This is a genomic window from Blautia sp. ZXY-1-C6, assembly GCF_056339875.1.
On the sequence record NZ_JBWJVQ010000165.1, the window covers coordinates 1 to 15,915 of the forward strand.

General features: G+C 38.6%; 19 protein-coding genes and 1 pseudogene. 15 read left to right on the plus strand and 5 right to left on the minus strand.

Annotation, left to right across the window (positions count from 1 at the left end; translation table 11 throughout):
* From AC075J_RS08020 to AC075J_RS08035, 4 genes are all read left to right on the plus strand, one after another.
* On the plus strand, nucleotides 1-265 hold a 265-nt coding region (locus AC075J_RS08020), incomplete at its 5' end, for a DUF4315 family protein (RefSeq protein WP_476390226.1).
* A gap of 2 nt (nucleotides 266-267) precedes the next feature.
* On the plus strand, nucleotides 268-648 hold the full coding sequence (locus AC075J_RS08025) for a CD1107 family mobile element protein (RefSeq protein WP_243099557.1): 381 nt from the start codon (nucleotides 268-270) through the stop codon (nucleotides 646-648).
* A gap of 38 nt (nucleotides 649-686) precedes the next feature.
* Nucleotides 687-1,889, plus strand: coding sequence for a transposase (locus tag AC075J_RS08030; protein ID WP_476390227.1), 1,203 nt, complete (start codon nucleotides 687-689; stop codon nucleotides 1,887-1,889).
* Nucleotides 1,890-1,912: 23 nt separating this feature from the next.
* Complete coding sequence (locus tag AC075J_RS08035; RefSeq protein ID WP_476390231.1) at nucleotides 1,913-2,215, plus strand: transposase; 303 nt, start codon at nucleotides 1,913-1,915, stop codon at nucleotides 2,213-2,215.
* Between the two features lie 35 nt (nucleotides 2,216-2,250).
* Here the strand turns inward: AC075J_RS08035 and AC075J_RS08040 are convergent, their stop codons facing one another.
* Nucleotides 2,251-2,604 (minus strand): cupin domain-containing protein, encoded by a 354-nt coding sequence (locus AC075J_RS08040; RefSeq protein WP_476390228.1) that lies wholly within the window; start codon nucleotides 2,602-2,604, stop codon nucleotides 2,251-2,253.
* Nucleotides 2,605-2,746: 142 nt separating this feature from the next.
* Between AC075J_RS08040 and AC075J_RS08045 the strand changes: the two genes are divergently transcribed.
* The 4 genes from AC075J_RS08045 to AC075J_RS08060 all read left to right on the plus strand — a co-directional run bounded on the left by AC075J_RS08045 (nucleotide 2,747) and on the right by AC075J_RS08060 (nucleotide 4,854).
* The gene (locus tag AC075J_RS08045) at nucleotides 2,747-3,079 is read left to right on the plus strand and encodes a winged helix-turn-helix transcriptional regulator (protein ID WP_008373705.1); all 333 of its coding nucleotides are present in this window, start codon (nucleotides 2,747-2,749) and stop codon (nucleotides 3,077-3,079) included.
* Nucleotides 3,080-3,309: 230 nt separating this feature from the next.
* On the plus strand, nucleotides 3,310-3,576 hold the full coding sequence (locus AC075J_RS08050; RefSeq protein WP_055060676.1) for a DUF4160 domain-containing protein: 267 nt from the start codon (nucleotides 3,310-3,312) through the stop codon (nucleotides 3,574-3,576).
* An 11-nt stretch (nucleotides 3,577-3,587) separates the two neighbouring features.
* On the plus strand, nucleotides 3,588-3,887 hold the full coding sequence (locus tag AC075J_RS08055; protein ID WP_055060677.1) for a DUF2442 domain-containing protein: 300 nt from the start codon (nucleotides 3,588-3,590) through the stop codon (nucleotides 3,885-3,887).
* Nucleotides 3,888-3,963: 76 nt separating this feature from the next.
* Nucleotides 3,964-4,854, plus strand: a complete 891-nt coding sequence (locus AC075J_RS08060) for a GHMP family kinase ATP-binding protein (RefSeq protein WP_476390229.1) — start codon at nucleotides 3,964-3,966, stop codon at nucleotides 4,852-4,854.
* On the opposite strand, the gene AC075J_RS08065 is transcribed toward AC075J_RS08060, so the two are convergent.
* Nucleotides 4,777-6,153 carry an MATE family efflux transporter gene (locus AC075J_RS08065; protein WP_055060813.1) on the minus strand — a complete coding sequence of 459 codons (1,377 nt, stop codon included), beginning with the start codon at nucleotides 6,151-6,153 and terminating at the stop codon, nucleotides 4,777-4,779. The genes AC075J_RS08060 and AC075J_RS08065 overlap by 78 nt on opposite strands.
* Nucleotides 6,154-6,468: 315 nt before the next feature.
* Here AC075J_RS08065 and AC075J_RS08070 point away from each other — a divergent pair.
* The 6 genes and pseudogenes from AC075J_RS08070 to gloA2 form a co-directional block, all read left to right on the plus strand.
* Nucleotides 6,469-7,116 (plus strand): annotated as a pseudogene (locus AC075J_RS08070) (glycosyltransferase family protein); the annotation flags it as partial.
* On the plus strand, nucleotides 7,114-7,638 hold the full coding sequence (locus AC075J_RS08075; protein ID WP_227227116.1) for a Shedu anti-phage system protein SduA domain-containing protein: 525 nt from the start codon (nucleotides 7,114-7,116) through the stop codon (nucleotides 7,636-7,638). The pseudogene AC075J_RS08070 and the gene AC075J_RS08075, both read left to right, overlap by 3 nt.
* Before the next feature lie 207 nt (nucleotides 7,639-7,845).
* A complete protein-coding gene (locus AC075J_RS08080; protein ID WP_055060744.1) occupies nucleotides 7,846-8,667 on the plus strand; it encodes an Rpn family recombination-promoting nuclease/putative transposase in 822 nt (273 codons plus the stop codon).
* A 17-nt stretch (nucleotides 8,668-8,684) separates the two neighbouring features.
* Nucleotides 8,685-9,665: a Shedu immune nuclease family protein gene (locus AC075J_RS08085; RefSeq protein WP_055060743.1), complete on the plus strand. Its 981-nt coding sequence runs from the start codon at nucleotides 8,685-8,687 to the stop codon at nucleotides 9,663-9,665.
* Nucleotides 9,666-10,199: 534 nt separating this feature from the next.
* Nucleotides 10,200-11,039 (plus strand): hypothetical protein, encoded by an 840-nt coding sequence (locus AC075J_RS08090; protein ID WP_055201415.1) that lies wholly within the window; start codon nucleotides 10,200-10,202, stop codon nucleotides 11,037-11,039.
* Between the two features lie 207 nt (nucleotides 11,040-11,246).
* Nucleotides 11,247-11,630, plus strand: a complete 384-nt coding sequence (gloA2, locus tag AC075J_RS08095) for an SMU1112c/YaeR family gloxylase I-like metalloprotein (RefSeq protein ID WP_008704394.1) — start codon at nucleotides 11,247-11,249, stop codon at nucleotides 11,628-11,630.
* A gap of 290 nt (nucleotides 11,631-11,920) precedes the next feature.
* Here gloA2 and AC075J_RS08100 read toward each other — a convergent pair whose 3' ends face one another.
* The 3 genes from AC075J_RS08100 to AC075J_RS08110 form a co-directional block, all read right to left on the minus strand.
* Nucleotides 11,921-12,874: a C-terminal binding protein gene (locus AC075J_RS08100; RefSeq protein ID WP_055060742.1), complete on the minus strand. Its 954-nt coding sequence runs from the start codon at nucleotides 12,872-12,874 to the stop codon at nucleotides 11,921-11,923.
* 13 nt (nucleotides 12,875-12,887) lie between these two features.
* Nucleotides 12,888-13,895, minus strand: coding sequence for a 2-dehydro-3-deoxygalactonokinase (locus AC075J_RS08105; protein ID WP_055058929.1), 1,008 nt, complete (start codon nucleotides 13,893-13,895; stop codon nucleotides 12,888-12,890).
* Between the two features lie 72 nt (nucleotides 13,896-13,967).
* Nucleotides 13,968-14,840 carry a MurR/RpiR family transcriptional regulator gene (locus AC075J_RS08110; RefSeq protein WP_055060741.1) on the minus strand — a complete coding sequence of 291 codons (873 nt, stop codon included), beginning with the start codon at nucleotides 14,838-14,840 and terminating at the stop codon, nucleotides 13,968-13,970.
* A gap of 253 nt (nucleotides 14,841-15,093) precedes the next feature.
* Here AC075J_RS08110 and AC075J_RS08115 point away from each other — a divergent pair.
* A partial coding sequence (locus AC075J_RS08115; protein ID WP_476390230.1) for a sugar ABC transporter substrate-binding protein occupies nucleotides 15,094-15,915 on the plus strand: 822 nt, incomplete at its 3' end.

The window sequence follows — 15,915 nt, forward strand, 5'->3', positions numbered from 1 at the left end:
CCATGTAAGGCAACTGAGAATCCAGAAAAAGCAGATGGAAGATGCAGAAATCATTAAGGCAATCCGTTCCATGAAGATGGACAGCCGAAAGATGCTGACTTTTCTGGACGGGATTCAGAATGGAACAGTTACCATGCAGTTTGATGAAGAGGGCAATCTTTCTATGGATAGTTCTGAAACAGGTATAAAGAAAGAAGAAAATATGGACAGAGAAATGTCAACCGGACTGATAGAAGAAAGAGAGGATTTGGAAGATGAAGAATAATAATGAAAAAAATTTTGATGATTATGTTGTCATCAACAATACTGATGGGTTCTGCCAGTGTGACCGCTTTTGCACAGGCAAATGAAAACGCAGAGCAGACTGAAACTGCGGAACAGGTGATAGAAGAACAGCCGGCGGAGCAGCCTGCCACAGAGGGAACACCGTTTTCCACGCCGGGAAACGGACAGCTTGTGGATGATAAGGAGAATGACAGTTCCAAGCAGTTTCTGACAGTACAGACAAAGAATGGAAATACCTTTTATATGGTCATTGACCGTTCTGGTACTTCCGAGAACGTGTACATGATGTCATTGGTAGATGAAAATGATCTGGCAGAGTTCTTAGATGAAAACGAGGAAACCGAGAAAAAAGAGGGTAAGTAGGTAATCATTCGTATATTGATACCAGGAAAATGCGATGTATGAATCCGGACTGTTCTCACAAAACTTTTTCAGAGAAACATCCATTTGTGACTGCTAAATCGAAAAAAACGAACCGGTTAATCCAAAATATTTTATATGCATCATCCCAGCTAAGCTCGTTGAATGCTTCTAAACTTTTAAAAAGTGAAAATATTACAGTTTGTAAAAGCAGCATCTGCGATCTGCTTAAAAAAATGCCATCCATTGTGGATAAATCTTCTGTAAAAATGATATGTGTGGATGATTTTGCGCTCCGTAAAAGATTCTCTTATGGAACAGTTATGATAAATTTAGAGAATCATCGAATTATTGATATGATTCCGTCAAGAGACACAAATGATGTCTGCAACTGGTTGAAAACGTTTCACAATATCGAAGTTATTTCAAGGGATGGAGCCATTACATACGCATCCGCTGCTACAAATTCTCATCCTGATGTCATACAGATTAGTGACCGTTTTCACTTGATAAAGGGACTTTCGGAAGTTATCTGTAAATATATATTTCGTGAGTTTCCTGCAAGGGTTGAAATACCATTAACAGAAAGCATTACGGATGAAATGAAAGCATTATATAACACTGCAAACCGGTCATTGCGTATAAAATTCGCCCATGAAAAACGCAGGGAAGGACTGACCATATCGGATATAGCGTTATTGCTACATTCTTCGCCTAAAACAATCCAAAAATATCTTGCTATTCCAGAAGACCAAGTTCCTAAAAGCAAGGAAATTGCCAGGGAACGGCAACATCAGCTGGCAGTAAAACAAAAAGAACAGGAAATAGAAGAAGCAAGACAGATGGCCTTGGCGGGATATCCCATTGAGCAGATTGCCACTCTAATGCATCATCCCTATAAAACCATACAAAATTATTTAAATCCTGATTTTTCAATTACGAATGGACACTATAATGTTCGAATTCCAGGGAAATTAGCTCCATATGAAAGGGAAGTAATAGAACTCAGAAGCAAAGGATTAACTTACCCTAAAATACATGATATTATTTGTAAAAAGGGATATACAGGCAGTGTAGCTTCGTTACGAATGTTTATGCAAAAAGAAAGAACACGAATGTATGAACAGAACGAAACAGAGAAGCCGCATTCTGAATATGTGCAAAGAAAATCCTTATGCCAGTTGGTTTATAAAAACTCGAGGATATCGGTACAATCACAGCCAAACAGTATCAGGAAGTATTAAAAAAATATCCTTTATTAAGTGAGCTGTATGCATTAACCAAAGAGTTTTGTAATGTCCTATTTTCTAATAATCCTGCAAAATTAGATGAATGGATCAATGAAGCACAAAAATACGATATCCCTGAACTTCAAACATTTATAAATGGCATAAAAAAGGACTTAACTGCTGTAAAAAATGGAATTATATATTCGTATAATAATGGCTTAGCAGAAGGCAGTGTAAATAAAATCAAAGTTATAAAACGAATAATGTATGGGCGAAACAGTTTTGAATTATTGAAAGCGAAAGTGCTATTCGGAGAACTCTTTCACGTTAAATTCAACTAAGCACGGAAAGAACCATTTAAGCGCTTACCTTTTAATTAGCCGATTACGGCATCCTCTGCTGTAAAATGTTCCAGAGAATTTTCTTTTACCTGAATGCAGATATAAGTAATTCCAGAAATATCGGATGCAAAAAACTGACGCTTTGCAGCAGGTGCGATTTTTAGCCAGTCTCCAGTTGAAAGGCTAATTTCTTCTCCATCAATTATGACTTTGCCGTTACCTGAAAGAATTCCATAGATTTCTTCATTTTCTTTATGAGAATGAACAAATGGGACATTTGCTCCTGCAGGTAGTTCGTTTAAACTGATTTCTGCACCTGTTAAAGACAACTTTTCATGCAGCTCAATTCGGTTTTCCTTTCCAATAGTTGTTTTTGTGTAATTTACCATGATAATACCTCCATAGTTAATTTGTAGTTTCTGGTTGCTTGGGATTAGTATAGTGTGAGACACATACAAAAACAAGTACGCACCTTTTTGTAACTGTACACTCAAAAATGAATGTGTTACAATAGACTCGGAGGTGAGAATTATGCGAGCAAAAGAAGAATTACCGGAATGCCCAGTTGCAACAGCAGTATCTCTTATCGGAGGAAAATGGAAACTGCTGATCTTGCGTAACTTGAAAGAGCGTCCATGGAGATTCAATGAGCTACAACGAAGTATAGATGGTATTTCACAAAAGGTTTTGACAGATAGTTTAAGACAAATGATGAGTGATGGGCTGGCATATCGCCACGATTACCATGAGCAGCCACCGAGAGTTGAATACGGCTTAACGGAACTCGGAACAAAAATGCTTCCAATTGTTAATTCACTTGCTGACTTTGGTAACTACTATAAATCAATTATTGAACAGAATTAAGGACGTTAGTATTTGAAAAGCTCGAACAATTCCAGTTTGGAGAATTGAAAAAAAGCATTGGGGTCAGACCCCATGAAATCCAAATAAAAGAAATGAATCAGAGCTAAAAGTTCTATAAAGAAAATCTAAAGTATCTTGCAGAGGCTTATCTTAAATGATATAATTTCAAAAAGTAGGAAAGGAAAGAGTGTTTGCAAATTCGTAATTCTCAAAGAAAAGAGGATAATACAATGCCAGAATTGAGTAGATTTGAGGGAATGGTCATAAAAATGTTATTCAATGATACAGTCCAGCATAATAAACCACATGTTCATGTTACTTATGGTGAGTATAAAGCTTCTGTTGGAATAGATGGAGAACTGCTTGCGGGTTCTCTTCCACAGAAACAATTTAGAATGTTGGTAGGATGGCTTGCTTTACATGAAGAAGAAGCATATGCCGCTTGGAATAAAGCCGTTAGAGGAGAACATTTTGATAAAATTAAACCATTACAGTAGGGGGTGGGTTGATGTTTGTATTAAATGGAATTGTATATGCTAATGAAAAGTCAGAAAATATCCAAGTAGTATCTGTTAAACCATTGGATGATATGATGATGATTCTTACATTTTCAACAGGAGAACAGCGTCTTTTTGACGCATCTATCTTAACAGGATCTGCCTATAAACCATTGTCTGATGAAGATATTTTTAAAAATTGTAAAGTAGTAGATGGAGTGGTTACCTGGCTGGATGAGGAGATTGACTGTGCACCTGAATATATGTATGTAAATAGTTACGAGTATCCCTCTCTTAAACCTGCTATCTGATTTTAAGAAGATTCCTTAATATTGGGGTCAGACCCCATGAAATACCAATCATCATACAGTCAGGCTGCCTCTTCGTGTGAACTGGGGAGGTGGCTGGAGTGATACACCGCCCTATTGTAATGAAAAGGGCGGGACTGTATTAAATGCCGCTATTCTTTTGAACGGGGAGAAGCCGGTAGAGGTGACATTGGAGAGGATTCCTGAGCAGAAGGTGGTTTTTGACAGCCGGGATATGGATGTTCATGGAGAGTTTGACACGATTGAGCCTTTGCAGGCCACAGGTGACCCTTATGATCCCTTTGCCCTGCAGAAGGCTTGTCTTCTTGCCTGTGGGATCATTCCCAGGGAAGGACATACTCTGGGTGAAATACTGGAACGTCTTGGCAGTGGTTTTGTTATGCATTCTGAGGTAACAAATGTTCCCAAAGGTTCCGGTCTTGGCACCTCATCTATTCTTTCGGCAGCCTGTGTGAAGGCAGTGTTTGAATTTATGGGAATCGCATATACAGAAGAAGATTTATATGCCCATGTACTGGCAATGGAGCAGATCATGTCTACAGGAGGCGGATGGCAGGAACAGGTCGGAGGTATTACATATGGTCTTAAATATATAACCTCCATGCCTGGACTTCAACAGCGGCTTCAGGTAGCACACATAGAGCTTTCACCGCAGACAAAGAAGGAACTGGATGAGAGATTTGTCCTGATCTATACAGGGCAGAGGCGTCTGGCGAGAAATCTTCTCCGTGATGTGGTGGGACGCTATGTGGGCAATGAACCGGACAGTCTGTTTGCGTTGGAGGAGATTCAGAAAACAGCAGTACTGATAGATTGCTGCACAATCATACTTATTCCCTGTATCTCTCAAATGCGGAGATACAGGAGTAATTTACAGGCTCTCTTTCTTGTCCATCCGGTAGCGTTTATCCAGGTGGCGGTTAATCAGAAGCAGGAATACAATTGTTGAGAGGACAGAAGAGATTCCGTCAGCAACAGGTTCTGCGAAAAAAGCCGCTTTTGCACCAAAGAAAGAAGGCAGGACAGCTGCACTGATCACAAAAAGAGATTTTCTGGTAACGGAGAGCGCAAGTCCTGTCTTTGGACATTCCAGGGCAGTCAGCCCGTCTACAAAGACATACTGGAAGCTTAGCGGAATGATCATCAGTGTATAGGTACGGATGACCCAGACAGAGAATCTGATATACTGTGGATTAGTGGTAAACAGAAGAACAAAGTACCGGGGAATAAACCGGGAGAGAAGGAACATGATGGTGGTAAAGATAAGCATTACTCTCAGAATGTTCCTTTCTGCGTCCTTGACCCTGTTTACGCATCTGGCACCGTAATTGTAGCTCAGGATTGCCTGTGTACCTCCGCTGATCCCGATCATAGGTGAGGTGATCAGAAGCAGATAGCTTTGAGCAATGGTGGCACAGGTGATCAGCATATCGCCCTGGGAAGCACCACCATATTTCTGGAGCACTGTATTCATAAAGATCAGGATCAGGCTGTCTGTGGCCAGGATCAGAAAAGGAGAAAATCCCAGGGAAAGGATTTTCCTTATGACTTTTAAGTTGTACTGTCCGAAGGTAATCTTTACAGGAACCTTTTTTCCCAATAAGAAGGTCATTGCAAAGATGCAGGAGAGTATCTGTGAAATAACGGTTGCAATGGCAGCACCGGAAATTCCCATATGAAAACCAAAAATAAAAATCGGGTCTGACAAGATGTTACATCCTGCGCCGATCAGTACGGTAAACATTCCCACAAGGGGGAATCCCTGACAGTTGATAAAGTAATTAAGCCCTGTAGCCATCAGTGCGAAAAAGGTACCTGTTGTATAAATAGTCAGGTAGGTATTGGCAAAGGGAAAAGTAGCCCCACTTGCGCCAAACAACATAAGCAGCTTATCTTTTAGTAGAAGAAAGCTGACAGTCAGCAGAACAGAAAAAATACTGAGCATCAGAAAAGAATTTGCCAGTACCTGTTCTGCTTTTTTGTGATTCTTTTCGCCCATTCGGATTCCCATGGTAATGGAACCTCCGATTCCTACCAGGGTGCCAAAAGAAGTGAGAAGTGTAACGATAGGACCGCATATGCCTGCACCTGCAAGAGCCAGTGCGCCATTTTCGGAAATATGTCCGATATACATCCTGTCAATAATACTGTAAAGTACATTGACAAATTGCGCGGTCATAGAAGGGATGGCAAGCTGGAGCACCAGAGTGCGTACGGGTGCCTTGCCAAGATTTGCTGTTGTGTTCATTTTAATTTTCCTCATCCATTCGACAGGGACTGCCGCACTTTCATGTGCAGCAGCCCCTGTATATTAATCATTGTCAATTTTAACAGATATGGACAGAAAAAGCTATGATTTTTGAGATATTGTCCTTGTAAAAGATATTGAGAATAGCCCTCTCGGGGTCAGACTCTCGGGGTCAGACCCCATGAAGAAGAAATGATTTTTCTCTAAAGAAACTATAAACGAAAACGAGAGCATAGGCTACTGGCGCTGCTCTAATAACTACATAAAATTTTGTGGAAGGCACATTGGGCGCTACAAGGTATGGAAAGGAGAATTATGAAAACAACATTACTTATCATGGCAGCTGGTATTGGCAGCCGCTTCGGAACAGGAATCAAGCAGTTAGAGCCGGTGGATTATGCTTTCCAGGACATTAACGATATTCCGGGGACTCTGCCGGAAGGCCGTACAAAGCCGTGGGGAACTGGACAGGCCGTGCTTGCAGCGAAGAAGGTCATCAAGACCCCGTTCATCGTCATCAATGCAGATGATTACTATGGCAAAGAAGGTTTCAAGGCTGTTCATGAGTATCTGGTGAATGGCGGCAAGTCCTGTATGGCAGGTTTTGTGCTGAAGAACACGCTGTCTGATAACGGTGGCGTGACTCGTGGTATCTGCAAGATGAATGAGGATTACAACCTGACCGAGGTTGTGGAAACGAAGAACATTGTAAAGACCGCAGCTGGAGCAGAGGCAGAAGGAATGGCTGTTGATGTTGATTCTCTGGTTTCCATGAATATGTGGGGCTTAACTCCTGATTTCCTTACAACGCTGGAAGAGGGATTCAAAGAATTCTTCGAGAAGGAAGTGCCGGGTAATCCACTAAAGGCAGAATATCTGATTCCTATCTTCATCGGTGAACTGCTGGAGCATGGGAAGATATCTGTGAAGGTTCTGAAAACAAATGATACATGGTATGGCATGGCAGATTATCTGGCGGAGCCGCATGAGGAATATATCTGCTTTTCTAATTATCCTATTGGAGATAAAATTGCAGATTTTGTAGTGCTGACATCAAGATCAAAAATGAAAGTCTGCATTGTAGAAGTCAAAGGTGCAGATTTTAAAATTGTTAAGGCCAATCACTATCAGGGTTTAAATGTACATATGAATGATGCAATTACACAATTAAAAAATCATATGGAATACATAAACAGAAATTACAGTTCATTCAGAACCCAGATACATGAAGATAAGGATAAAGCAATCAATGAGGAATATAGTGGAAATTATTTAGTGGGTCCTCGAAAAACCCTATTGGTTGACCCACAGAAGGATATAGATGTTAAATATATAGCTATAGGTGGAGTTGAAAGAGAAGACAAGTCAATTGAAGAAAGCCACGAAATTGTAAAATGTAAACCAGCAGATAATTTAGAGATAGCTTCGTGGAATTCTTTTGTGCGTAAGTTGGATGAATATCATGGACATCATCCTGTTCAATAAAAAACGCTGGACAGATTACCGGAAATCATCTAAGGAAAAAATCTCATTGTAACAGGCACGCATCAAATCCACAAATCTGGATTACCTGAATAAACTGACCAAGAGAAAGTAAAATATGTGCGGATACAGTCCTTGTAATAGGGGTGTATTGATGTTAAGATGGTAGTATAGAAGATGTGGATAAGCTGAGAAAAGAAGGTGTTACCAATGAATGAGGAAGAAAGATTTGATTTTGAGCAAAAGCACGAAGAAGACCTTCAAAGATTACGTGGCTTTCGTCTTTTAGATGATGATTTTATGAGCAAAGTATTTGAAGATAAGAATTGTGTGGAATTTTTATTGCAGATTATACTAAAACGAGATGATCTTAAAGTTACAAGTGTGAGCAGTCAATATGTAATAAAAAACTTACAAGGGCGTTCTGTTCGTTTGGATATTCTCGCAGTGGATCGACAAAATCAGGTGTATAATATTGAAATTCAAAGAGATGATAAAGGTGCAGGTGTGAAGAGAGCTAGATATAATAGTAGCTTGATTGATGCAAATGTGACAGAACCGGGTGAACAATATCAAAATTTAAATGAAACGTATGTGGTTTTTATCACAGAAAATGATGTGTTAGGAGAGAATATTCCAATATATCATGTGGATCGTATCGTTAGGGAAACAGGAAAAATGTTCAATGACCAATCGCATATTATATATGTAAACTCTCAAATAAAAGATGAAACAGCATTAGGAAAACTTATGCATGATTTTACATGTACCAATGCTAAAGATATGTACTACGAAGTGCTGGCTGACCGTGTACATTATTTTAAAGAAGATGAGAAAGGAGTGGCAATTATGTGTAAAGCTATGGAAGATATGAGAAATGAAGCAGCAAGAGAAGCAGAAAAAATGAAAGCAATTCGTATGGCTCGTTTAATGATAGAAGATGGTAAACTTAATTATGAAGATATTGCAATGTACACAGAGCTTACTCTGGAAGAAGTAGAAAAAATAGCTTTGGAAAAGAAAAGTGCATAATAAAAGACATAAAACGAATGTTTTGTTTTGTGGAACAACTATGCATCCCAGATTGCGGAGAAGTAGCAAAGAAAGCTGAAGCCGAAGCAGTATTTAAGGAGCTGCTGGCAAGCTGTACATCCAGACTGGCAAGAACAACTCTCGGGGTCAGACCCCATGAGGAAGCTTTATTTGATATTATCCGAGGAAGTATCATGAATTTATATAAACGAGACTATATAAAGAGCGTTCCTACCAAACAGGAAATGCAACTGTATGAGGGTATTTTGTGTACTGAAAGAAAAGCTGTCGGAGACAGAGGATTTGGGAAGATAAATCATAGGCGATTGTATCCAGCAGCAGTTCGACACTATGATAGTTTGTTCCCTAACAATCATATTGAGTTGTTTGATTTCCAGAACGAAGGTAATATGGAACAACTAAATGAAGAATTTTGTGCCTTGATTCATGATGCAAATACAAACGAAAGAAACGTTCTTCGCTTTATTAATCACAGACCTGCTTATCATATTATTGCTGGTGTATTTAAGTATTATAATTTTGGTCACCACGATGCATATGTCTTCCCGGAATTTGCTTTAGGTAAGTACATTGCCGATTATTTGTTGATAGGAAAAAGCTCTGGCGGATATGAGTTTGTATTTGTCGAGCTTGAACACCCTAATGGAAGAACAACCTTGAAATCTGGACACGAGGGAGAAACCTTTAGAAAAGGTACTTATCAAATTTATGATTGGAAAGCAGAAATCGAAGCACACTTTTCTGCATCGTTTGTAACGATCACCAAGTACAGCAACAAATCCTCACTTCCGAAGGAATTTTCAGAATATGATTCAAGCCGCTTCCACTACGCTGTGGTCGCAGGCTTGCGTGAGGATTACAACGAAGCTACTTATCGTGATCGTCGAAACAAAGTAACCCAGCAAAACATTCTGACTTTGCATTATGATAATCTGTACGATAAAGCCTGCGAGTTAGAAACAGCTCAATCATTTTAAATAGCAAGTGAACCGCTCATGTTAACGGTTAGGATGAACGTGTTTCTCCCATCGTTGACATGGGTACCTGTCTTTTGAAGAGAAAAGAACAAGCAAGATATGAAACCAGTATTGATGGAAAATGCCTTTGAAGCGTGGGCGGCTGCCATACGCTTTTGTGATGATAGAAAAACTCTCGGGGTCAGACCCCATGAAGACAAAACTTCTCAATAAAGAAGAAATTAAAACTAAGATGATGGAGCTTACATATATCCAGGAAAGATTAGCTGAGGAATAAAAAGTTATGGAGGAGTAACCGGCTCCTCCATCTTAGCATAGAAAATCCGGCACTTTTGGAAAAACTCTCGGGGTCAGACCCCATAAAGAATGGGAATTTATTTGAATCCAGGAAAGGATTCTTCTTTTGGACTGGCTATGCTTACAGTCCGAAATCTGTTGTTGATGCCATGCTTAAGGAACTTATATATATACAGGAAAGAATCCTATGAATAGCAGTATGAAATAATGTATGGCAAAATATGAAAGGATAAATTTATGAAGAACAGTTCTGAACGCAAAAGATATAAGACGAATCCAAATTTCGATGCATATTTATTATATTCTTATATACAAATGAAAAGAAATGCATCTGATAAAATAAGCCGCGATAAAGCAGATAAGTTGATTTATGAGTATTTGAATAATTATATAATGTATGAACTGTATTACAGTTATCGTAGTACACTCGAAAAATGCGAATTTCAGGAGTTATATCAGTCATTATGGGTTGAAGTTTTAGCAGACTTGCCCAGATTTAATCCTGATCTCGGAAGAGCGACTACATTTTTTCGCTATTCTATAAAACATGCTGTTTGCATTTTCGTAAGTTTCAAAAAATATAATACAACTCCATATCTAGCTAATCAACTGGAAAAAATCAAAAAAATTCAGCAGGAATGTGAAGAATCAGGAACTCCTTTTACTGTTGAATTAGCCAGTAAATATTTACATTGCACAATCCCTACTGTATTAAACTATCAGGTTAAACTTGGTATGGAATCCTCTTTCTCTTATGAAGTAATATCTGTTACAAATAAATATTTTTCTTACGATTCCTATGATGAGGAAGCTACAGATTCAAAACCAATATCTTCATATTCTGATGCGGAATTGAGAAAATTAGTAAAGGATTTTTCTGAGAAAGAACTATGTTTACTCAATATGTATCTGCAGATGTGCACACAGGAGAATTCATACAATATCGAAGAATTTCGCAAAGCGAAAGCTTCCCAATCTGCAATGACAAAGGCTGAAACAGAACAAGCTATTATAAAGATAGAAGATTTGTTCAAAAAAATCGGGATTAATAAAGCACTGCGGGGTCAGACCCCATGAAGAGAGTGTGGTTAAGAGATTATTAGCCGGCGGTATGAGTGCGGACGAGATTCTTGAAAAACTGAAATAAACAAGAATCCAAGAAAAATAAATGCCGTGTGGACAAACTGAACTTTAGGAGTTCACACGGTATTTTTTGAAGGTTGCCGTATAGTTTATAACGAAAATAAAAGAAGAACAAAATTTAAAGAAGTGGAGCGTGAGAAAATGAACTTATCAAAAATACATCATATTGCAATCATCGTATCTGACTACGAAGTTGCTAAGGATTTTTATGTGAACAAGCTTGGATTCTCTGTCATCAGGGAAAACTACCGTCCAGAGCGTAAGGACTGGAAGCTAGATCTTCGTGTCAATGAGCACACAGAGCTGGAGATTTTTGCAGAAGAAAACCCGCCGAAGCGTGCGAACCGCCCGGAGGCCTGTGGGCTGCGTCACCTTGCATTTTGTGTGGAGAGCGTGGAGCAGACGGTGAATGAGCTGGCGGAGGTAGGGATTGAATGTGAACCAATCCGCATGGATGATTACACCGGCAAGAAGATGACTTTCTTCCATGACCCGGATGGACTGCCGTTGGAGTTGCATGAGTAAAATGAAGAAAACAAGAAAACCAGGCGGTGGCCGGAAGAAGCTGAAGCCTGAATACAATGCCGGAAAGAACCTGAAAGAGTAGATGGAAAGTGCTGTGGCACTTTATAATCCAAAAACACAAACTATTTTACACTATCAGAGGATCTTCCGGAATACTGCCGTACTAAACTGAAAAAATAATACTAAGCCATCTGATAGAGAATCTGGCAGACAGCCAAGAACAGTATCAGATGGCTTTTATAAGATGTTAATATACGAATGATTACCTAGTTACGAGACGCTTGCTTCAATTATTTCATATTTACGCAATTAAAAGGAGGATTACCATTTAATACATTAACTACTTCTTCGGCTACTTTTCTTTGCAATGTATGAATTGCAGTTTCGCTATACCATGCGCTATGTGGAGTTGCGATTACATTATCCATATGGAGTAATGGATGTTCTGGAGTAACTGGTTCGTTTTCAAATACATCTACTCCGGCACCAGAAATCTTGCCGTTTTGCAGTGCTTCGATAAGAGCGGCCTCGTCGATGATTCCGCCACGAGCTGTATTCACAAGAATAGCGTTTGGTTTTAATAATGTCATTTCTTCTTTCCCGATAAGATGGTAAGTATCTTTTGTAAGTGGGCAATGAACAGAGATAAGATCGCTATCTTTGAGAAGCTGTTCTAAAGTAACAGGTGTTACATTTAGCTCCTGAGCAGCAGTCTCATTTATATAAGGATCGTATGCGATCACTTTCATTCCAAATGCACTCATTTTGCGGGCAACCATTTTAGGGATGCGACCAAAGCCTACCAATCCAAGAGTGCATTCTGATAATCTTAAAAGAGGGACAACACTGGAATATCCCCATTCACCTTTGCGGAAAGATTTTGCTAAGATGGGTAGCTTTTTTCCTAAAGCGAGAAGCATGGTACACGCATGGTCGGATACTTCATCCACACCATAATCAGGTACATTGCACACATAAATTCCTTTCTTGGAAGCAGCTTCACAATCAATATTATTTACGCCAATTCCGTACTTTATGATGATTTTACAATTCTGCATGTGTTCGATTACTTCTGCATTAATATCAGAATACTGTGTGATGACTGCATCTGCATCTTTTACAACTGGAATAAGATCTGGAGTAGTTTTAACTTGGTAATCAAATAATTCATAACCTGCACCAGTGATAATTGAACGTTCTGAATCTATATTTTCGTATTGATAATCTGTAATTACAACTTTCATAATATATTTTCTCCTATATAATTTTACATTTTTCAGCTACAAGATATGCACCTAAAGCAGAAGCAGAAAATCCAGCTTCGGGTTCAAATATAGTTATTTGGTTACTTAGTTTTTCTTCTGTGAAGATGTCAACTAATGCCTGTTTAAAAGGATCTTTTCCACAGACAACAAACTGAGTATCGTCAGTTACACAAAGTGCGGAGGAATTTCTGATAGCCTGAATGTCACCCTGAAGTGCTGCACCTAAAATATAGTTTGATATTTTTGAAGGCTCGGCGTTGCAGAAAAGTCCGAGTATACGACCGGAAAAGCATGCACGTCCAAGTCCGGTTTCTTTTGCGGTATTATAGCCTAGAAGAAGCCATTTTCTGTCATATTGGTCAGCAGTAACAAAACTTCTGTTTACTGACTTGGCAATGATTGTATCGTTGATAATTGCAGAAAGTAGTTCTCCGGAAATAGAAGTAAGGCAACCGGTTATTTCTTTATCGGCATTTACTGCGACAAACTTATTGTGTGATCCTGGAAGTACTAGGATCATTGGGGAACCATTATGGTATTTATCAATAATGGCGAGACTTTCTACTTCTTCGCCACGCATGATATCCATTGCTTCGTAATTTTCAAGAGAAATATTACTACATGAGTTTTTGATTCCAGGTATAAAGTGGATTGGGATTGGACATATTTCTGGAAGCCTTATTGCAACAGTAGAACGAGCTATCTGTTCTAAATCGGCAGGAGCTGTGAGGTGCGGAACGACAACAATTCCTACATCGGAAGTAATCATACCGCTGGCAATAATATGATTGATGTTATCGTAAGTAAGAGAATGGTCTTCAAGCAACTGTTCAAGGCATTCTTTAACAGCATTTTTTAATTTGGAATTATTGCCATCTATGGCCGTATTGCGTACGCCGACCTCACGTTTCTGTTCGTCTATTCGCTGACGACTACTGTTCCAAAGAATGCAACGTGTATTAGTAGTACCGCCGTCTATTGTAATTGTATATGTATCCATTTCTGATTGTCCTTTCTAACGTGGATGTTGTAAGCATTTGTTATCCATTCTTAAAGTAAATGAAATGTAATTCTACAAATTATTCTGTTCTATCTTGTATTTCTTAAAAGTATTTCTGGTTTCCTGAAGACGTGGAATCATTCTATTTGCATCTTTTATACTGATCATAGAAAAAAGAGCATCAATTAAACAGAATTGAGATATGCGCGAATTTAATGCATCTGTCAAAATATTGAACTCTTCACTAAGTGTGCTTAATACGACAGTAGAAATCTTTGCAATAGAAGAATTGGGATTTCCTGTAATTAGAATTGTTGTAATTCTATTTCTGTATGCGTTTTCAATTTGTTTATAAATGTCAGCTGTTTCACCAGATTGTGATACGCATAAAATCAAATCATTAGTCTTAGGATGTGAAAGCAATGCGGCGGTCATGTGTGCATCCAGGTTGTAGACACAATTAAGGCCAAGTTCAGTAAAACGAAAATAGGCATACTGGCATATTGCAGCTGAAGCTCCATGACCGATAATTATAATGCGGTTAGCAGAGATGATAAGACGCTGGGCTTCTGTACATTCATCTATAATGGTGTCTGAATTTTTGTTCAATGAGTTAATAGCGCCAAGGAATACTTTTTTCTTAATATCCCCAGGTGTGTCGTCTAAGGTAATATCGTTTTGAGAATGATAAAATGTTCGATTTAAATATTCCTGTGTAAGTTTGATTTTAAAAGATTTAAATCCGTCAAATCCAAGTAGTCGGCAGAATTTTACAACAGAAGCTTCGCTTCGAAAATTAGTGTGACTCATAAGATCAGTTATCGATGTATTTACTACGATGGATGGATTTTCCAAAATATAAGTAGCAAGCTGTTGCTGACTTTGAGTCATTTGAGGATACATTTCATTGATTTTTATCAATGTAGGATACTGGATAGTGTCCATATCTATCGTTTCCCCCCTTTCCTTTTAATTTAAATCCAATATAACACAAATTTTACAAATAATCAAATAAAAAAAGTAAAAAAATAAAATTATTTTATCGTAATATATGCAATATGCACAACTAAAACGAGAATAAATTGTAAGAAATATGTAATTTTGCAAAACGACTTGACATAACAATAAAAAAAATATATTATCATGGTACAAGCATTTGTTATTTCATAACACAATAAATACTAAGGAGGACAAGAAAATGGCTAAATGGAAACAAATGAAAATGATCGTGGGTTCAATTATGGTAGGAGCGCTTCTGATGCCTACAATGTCTATAACAGCATGGGCGAATGCGGAAACAGAAGTGACGGTAGATAATTTTGAAAGTGAAATTTTACCGAACCTTGCTATTAAAGAGGACGGAACACCGTTAAAGGTAGCTATTACTGTTGCAGAATTAGACAGTGAATATGTAATTGCAGTACAGAAGTATGCACAGTACTTACTTGAAACAGCTGGAGCAGAAGTAACAGTAAGCAGTGCAGATGGCGATGTTGAGAATCAGTGCAATCAGATTTATGACTTTATTGAAAAAGGAGTAGATGTTGTTTTAATTCAGGCAGCAGATAGTAATGCTGTTGCACCTGCCGTAAAAGCATGCAATGAAGCGGGAGTTACGGCTATAGCGGTAGGAAGAGCTATCAATGGAGATTGTACAGTTGACTATAGTGCGCTTATTGATGATGTGGCAATGGGTAAACTGGCGGCAGAATATATTGCGGATAATGCTGGAGAAGGTGCAACAGTAACAACAATGCAGGGGACTTTAGGAACTGCTTCTGCAGATGATAGAACAACAGGATTTGCAGAGGGTGTAGAAGAATATGGATTGGATGATATCAGAGATAATCCTTGTGATTGGTCTTCAGAATCATCTATGGCTGCTATGAATGATATCCTTACAACAAATGAAGATATTGATGCTGTATTCCTTCATAGTGATTGCATGTTAGCAGGCGTTATTTCCGGTTTAACGCAGTCAGAAAAATTGAAAACATTAGACGATCCAGAACATATAATG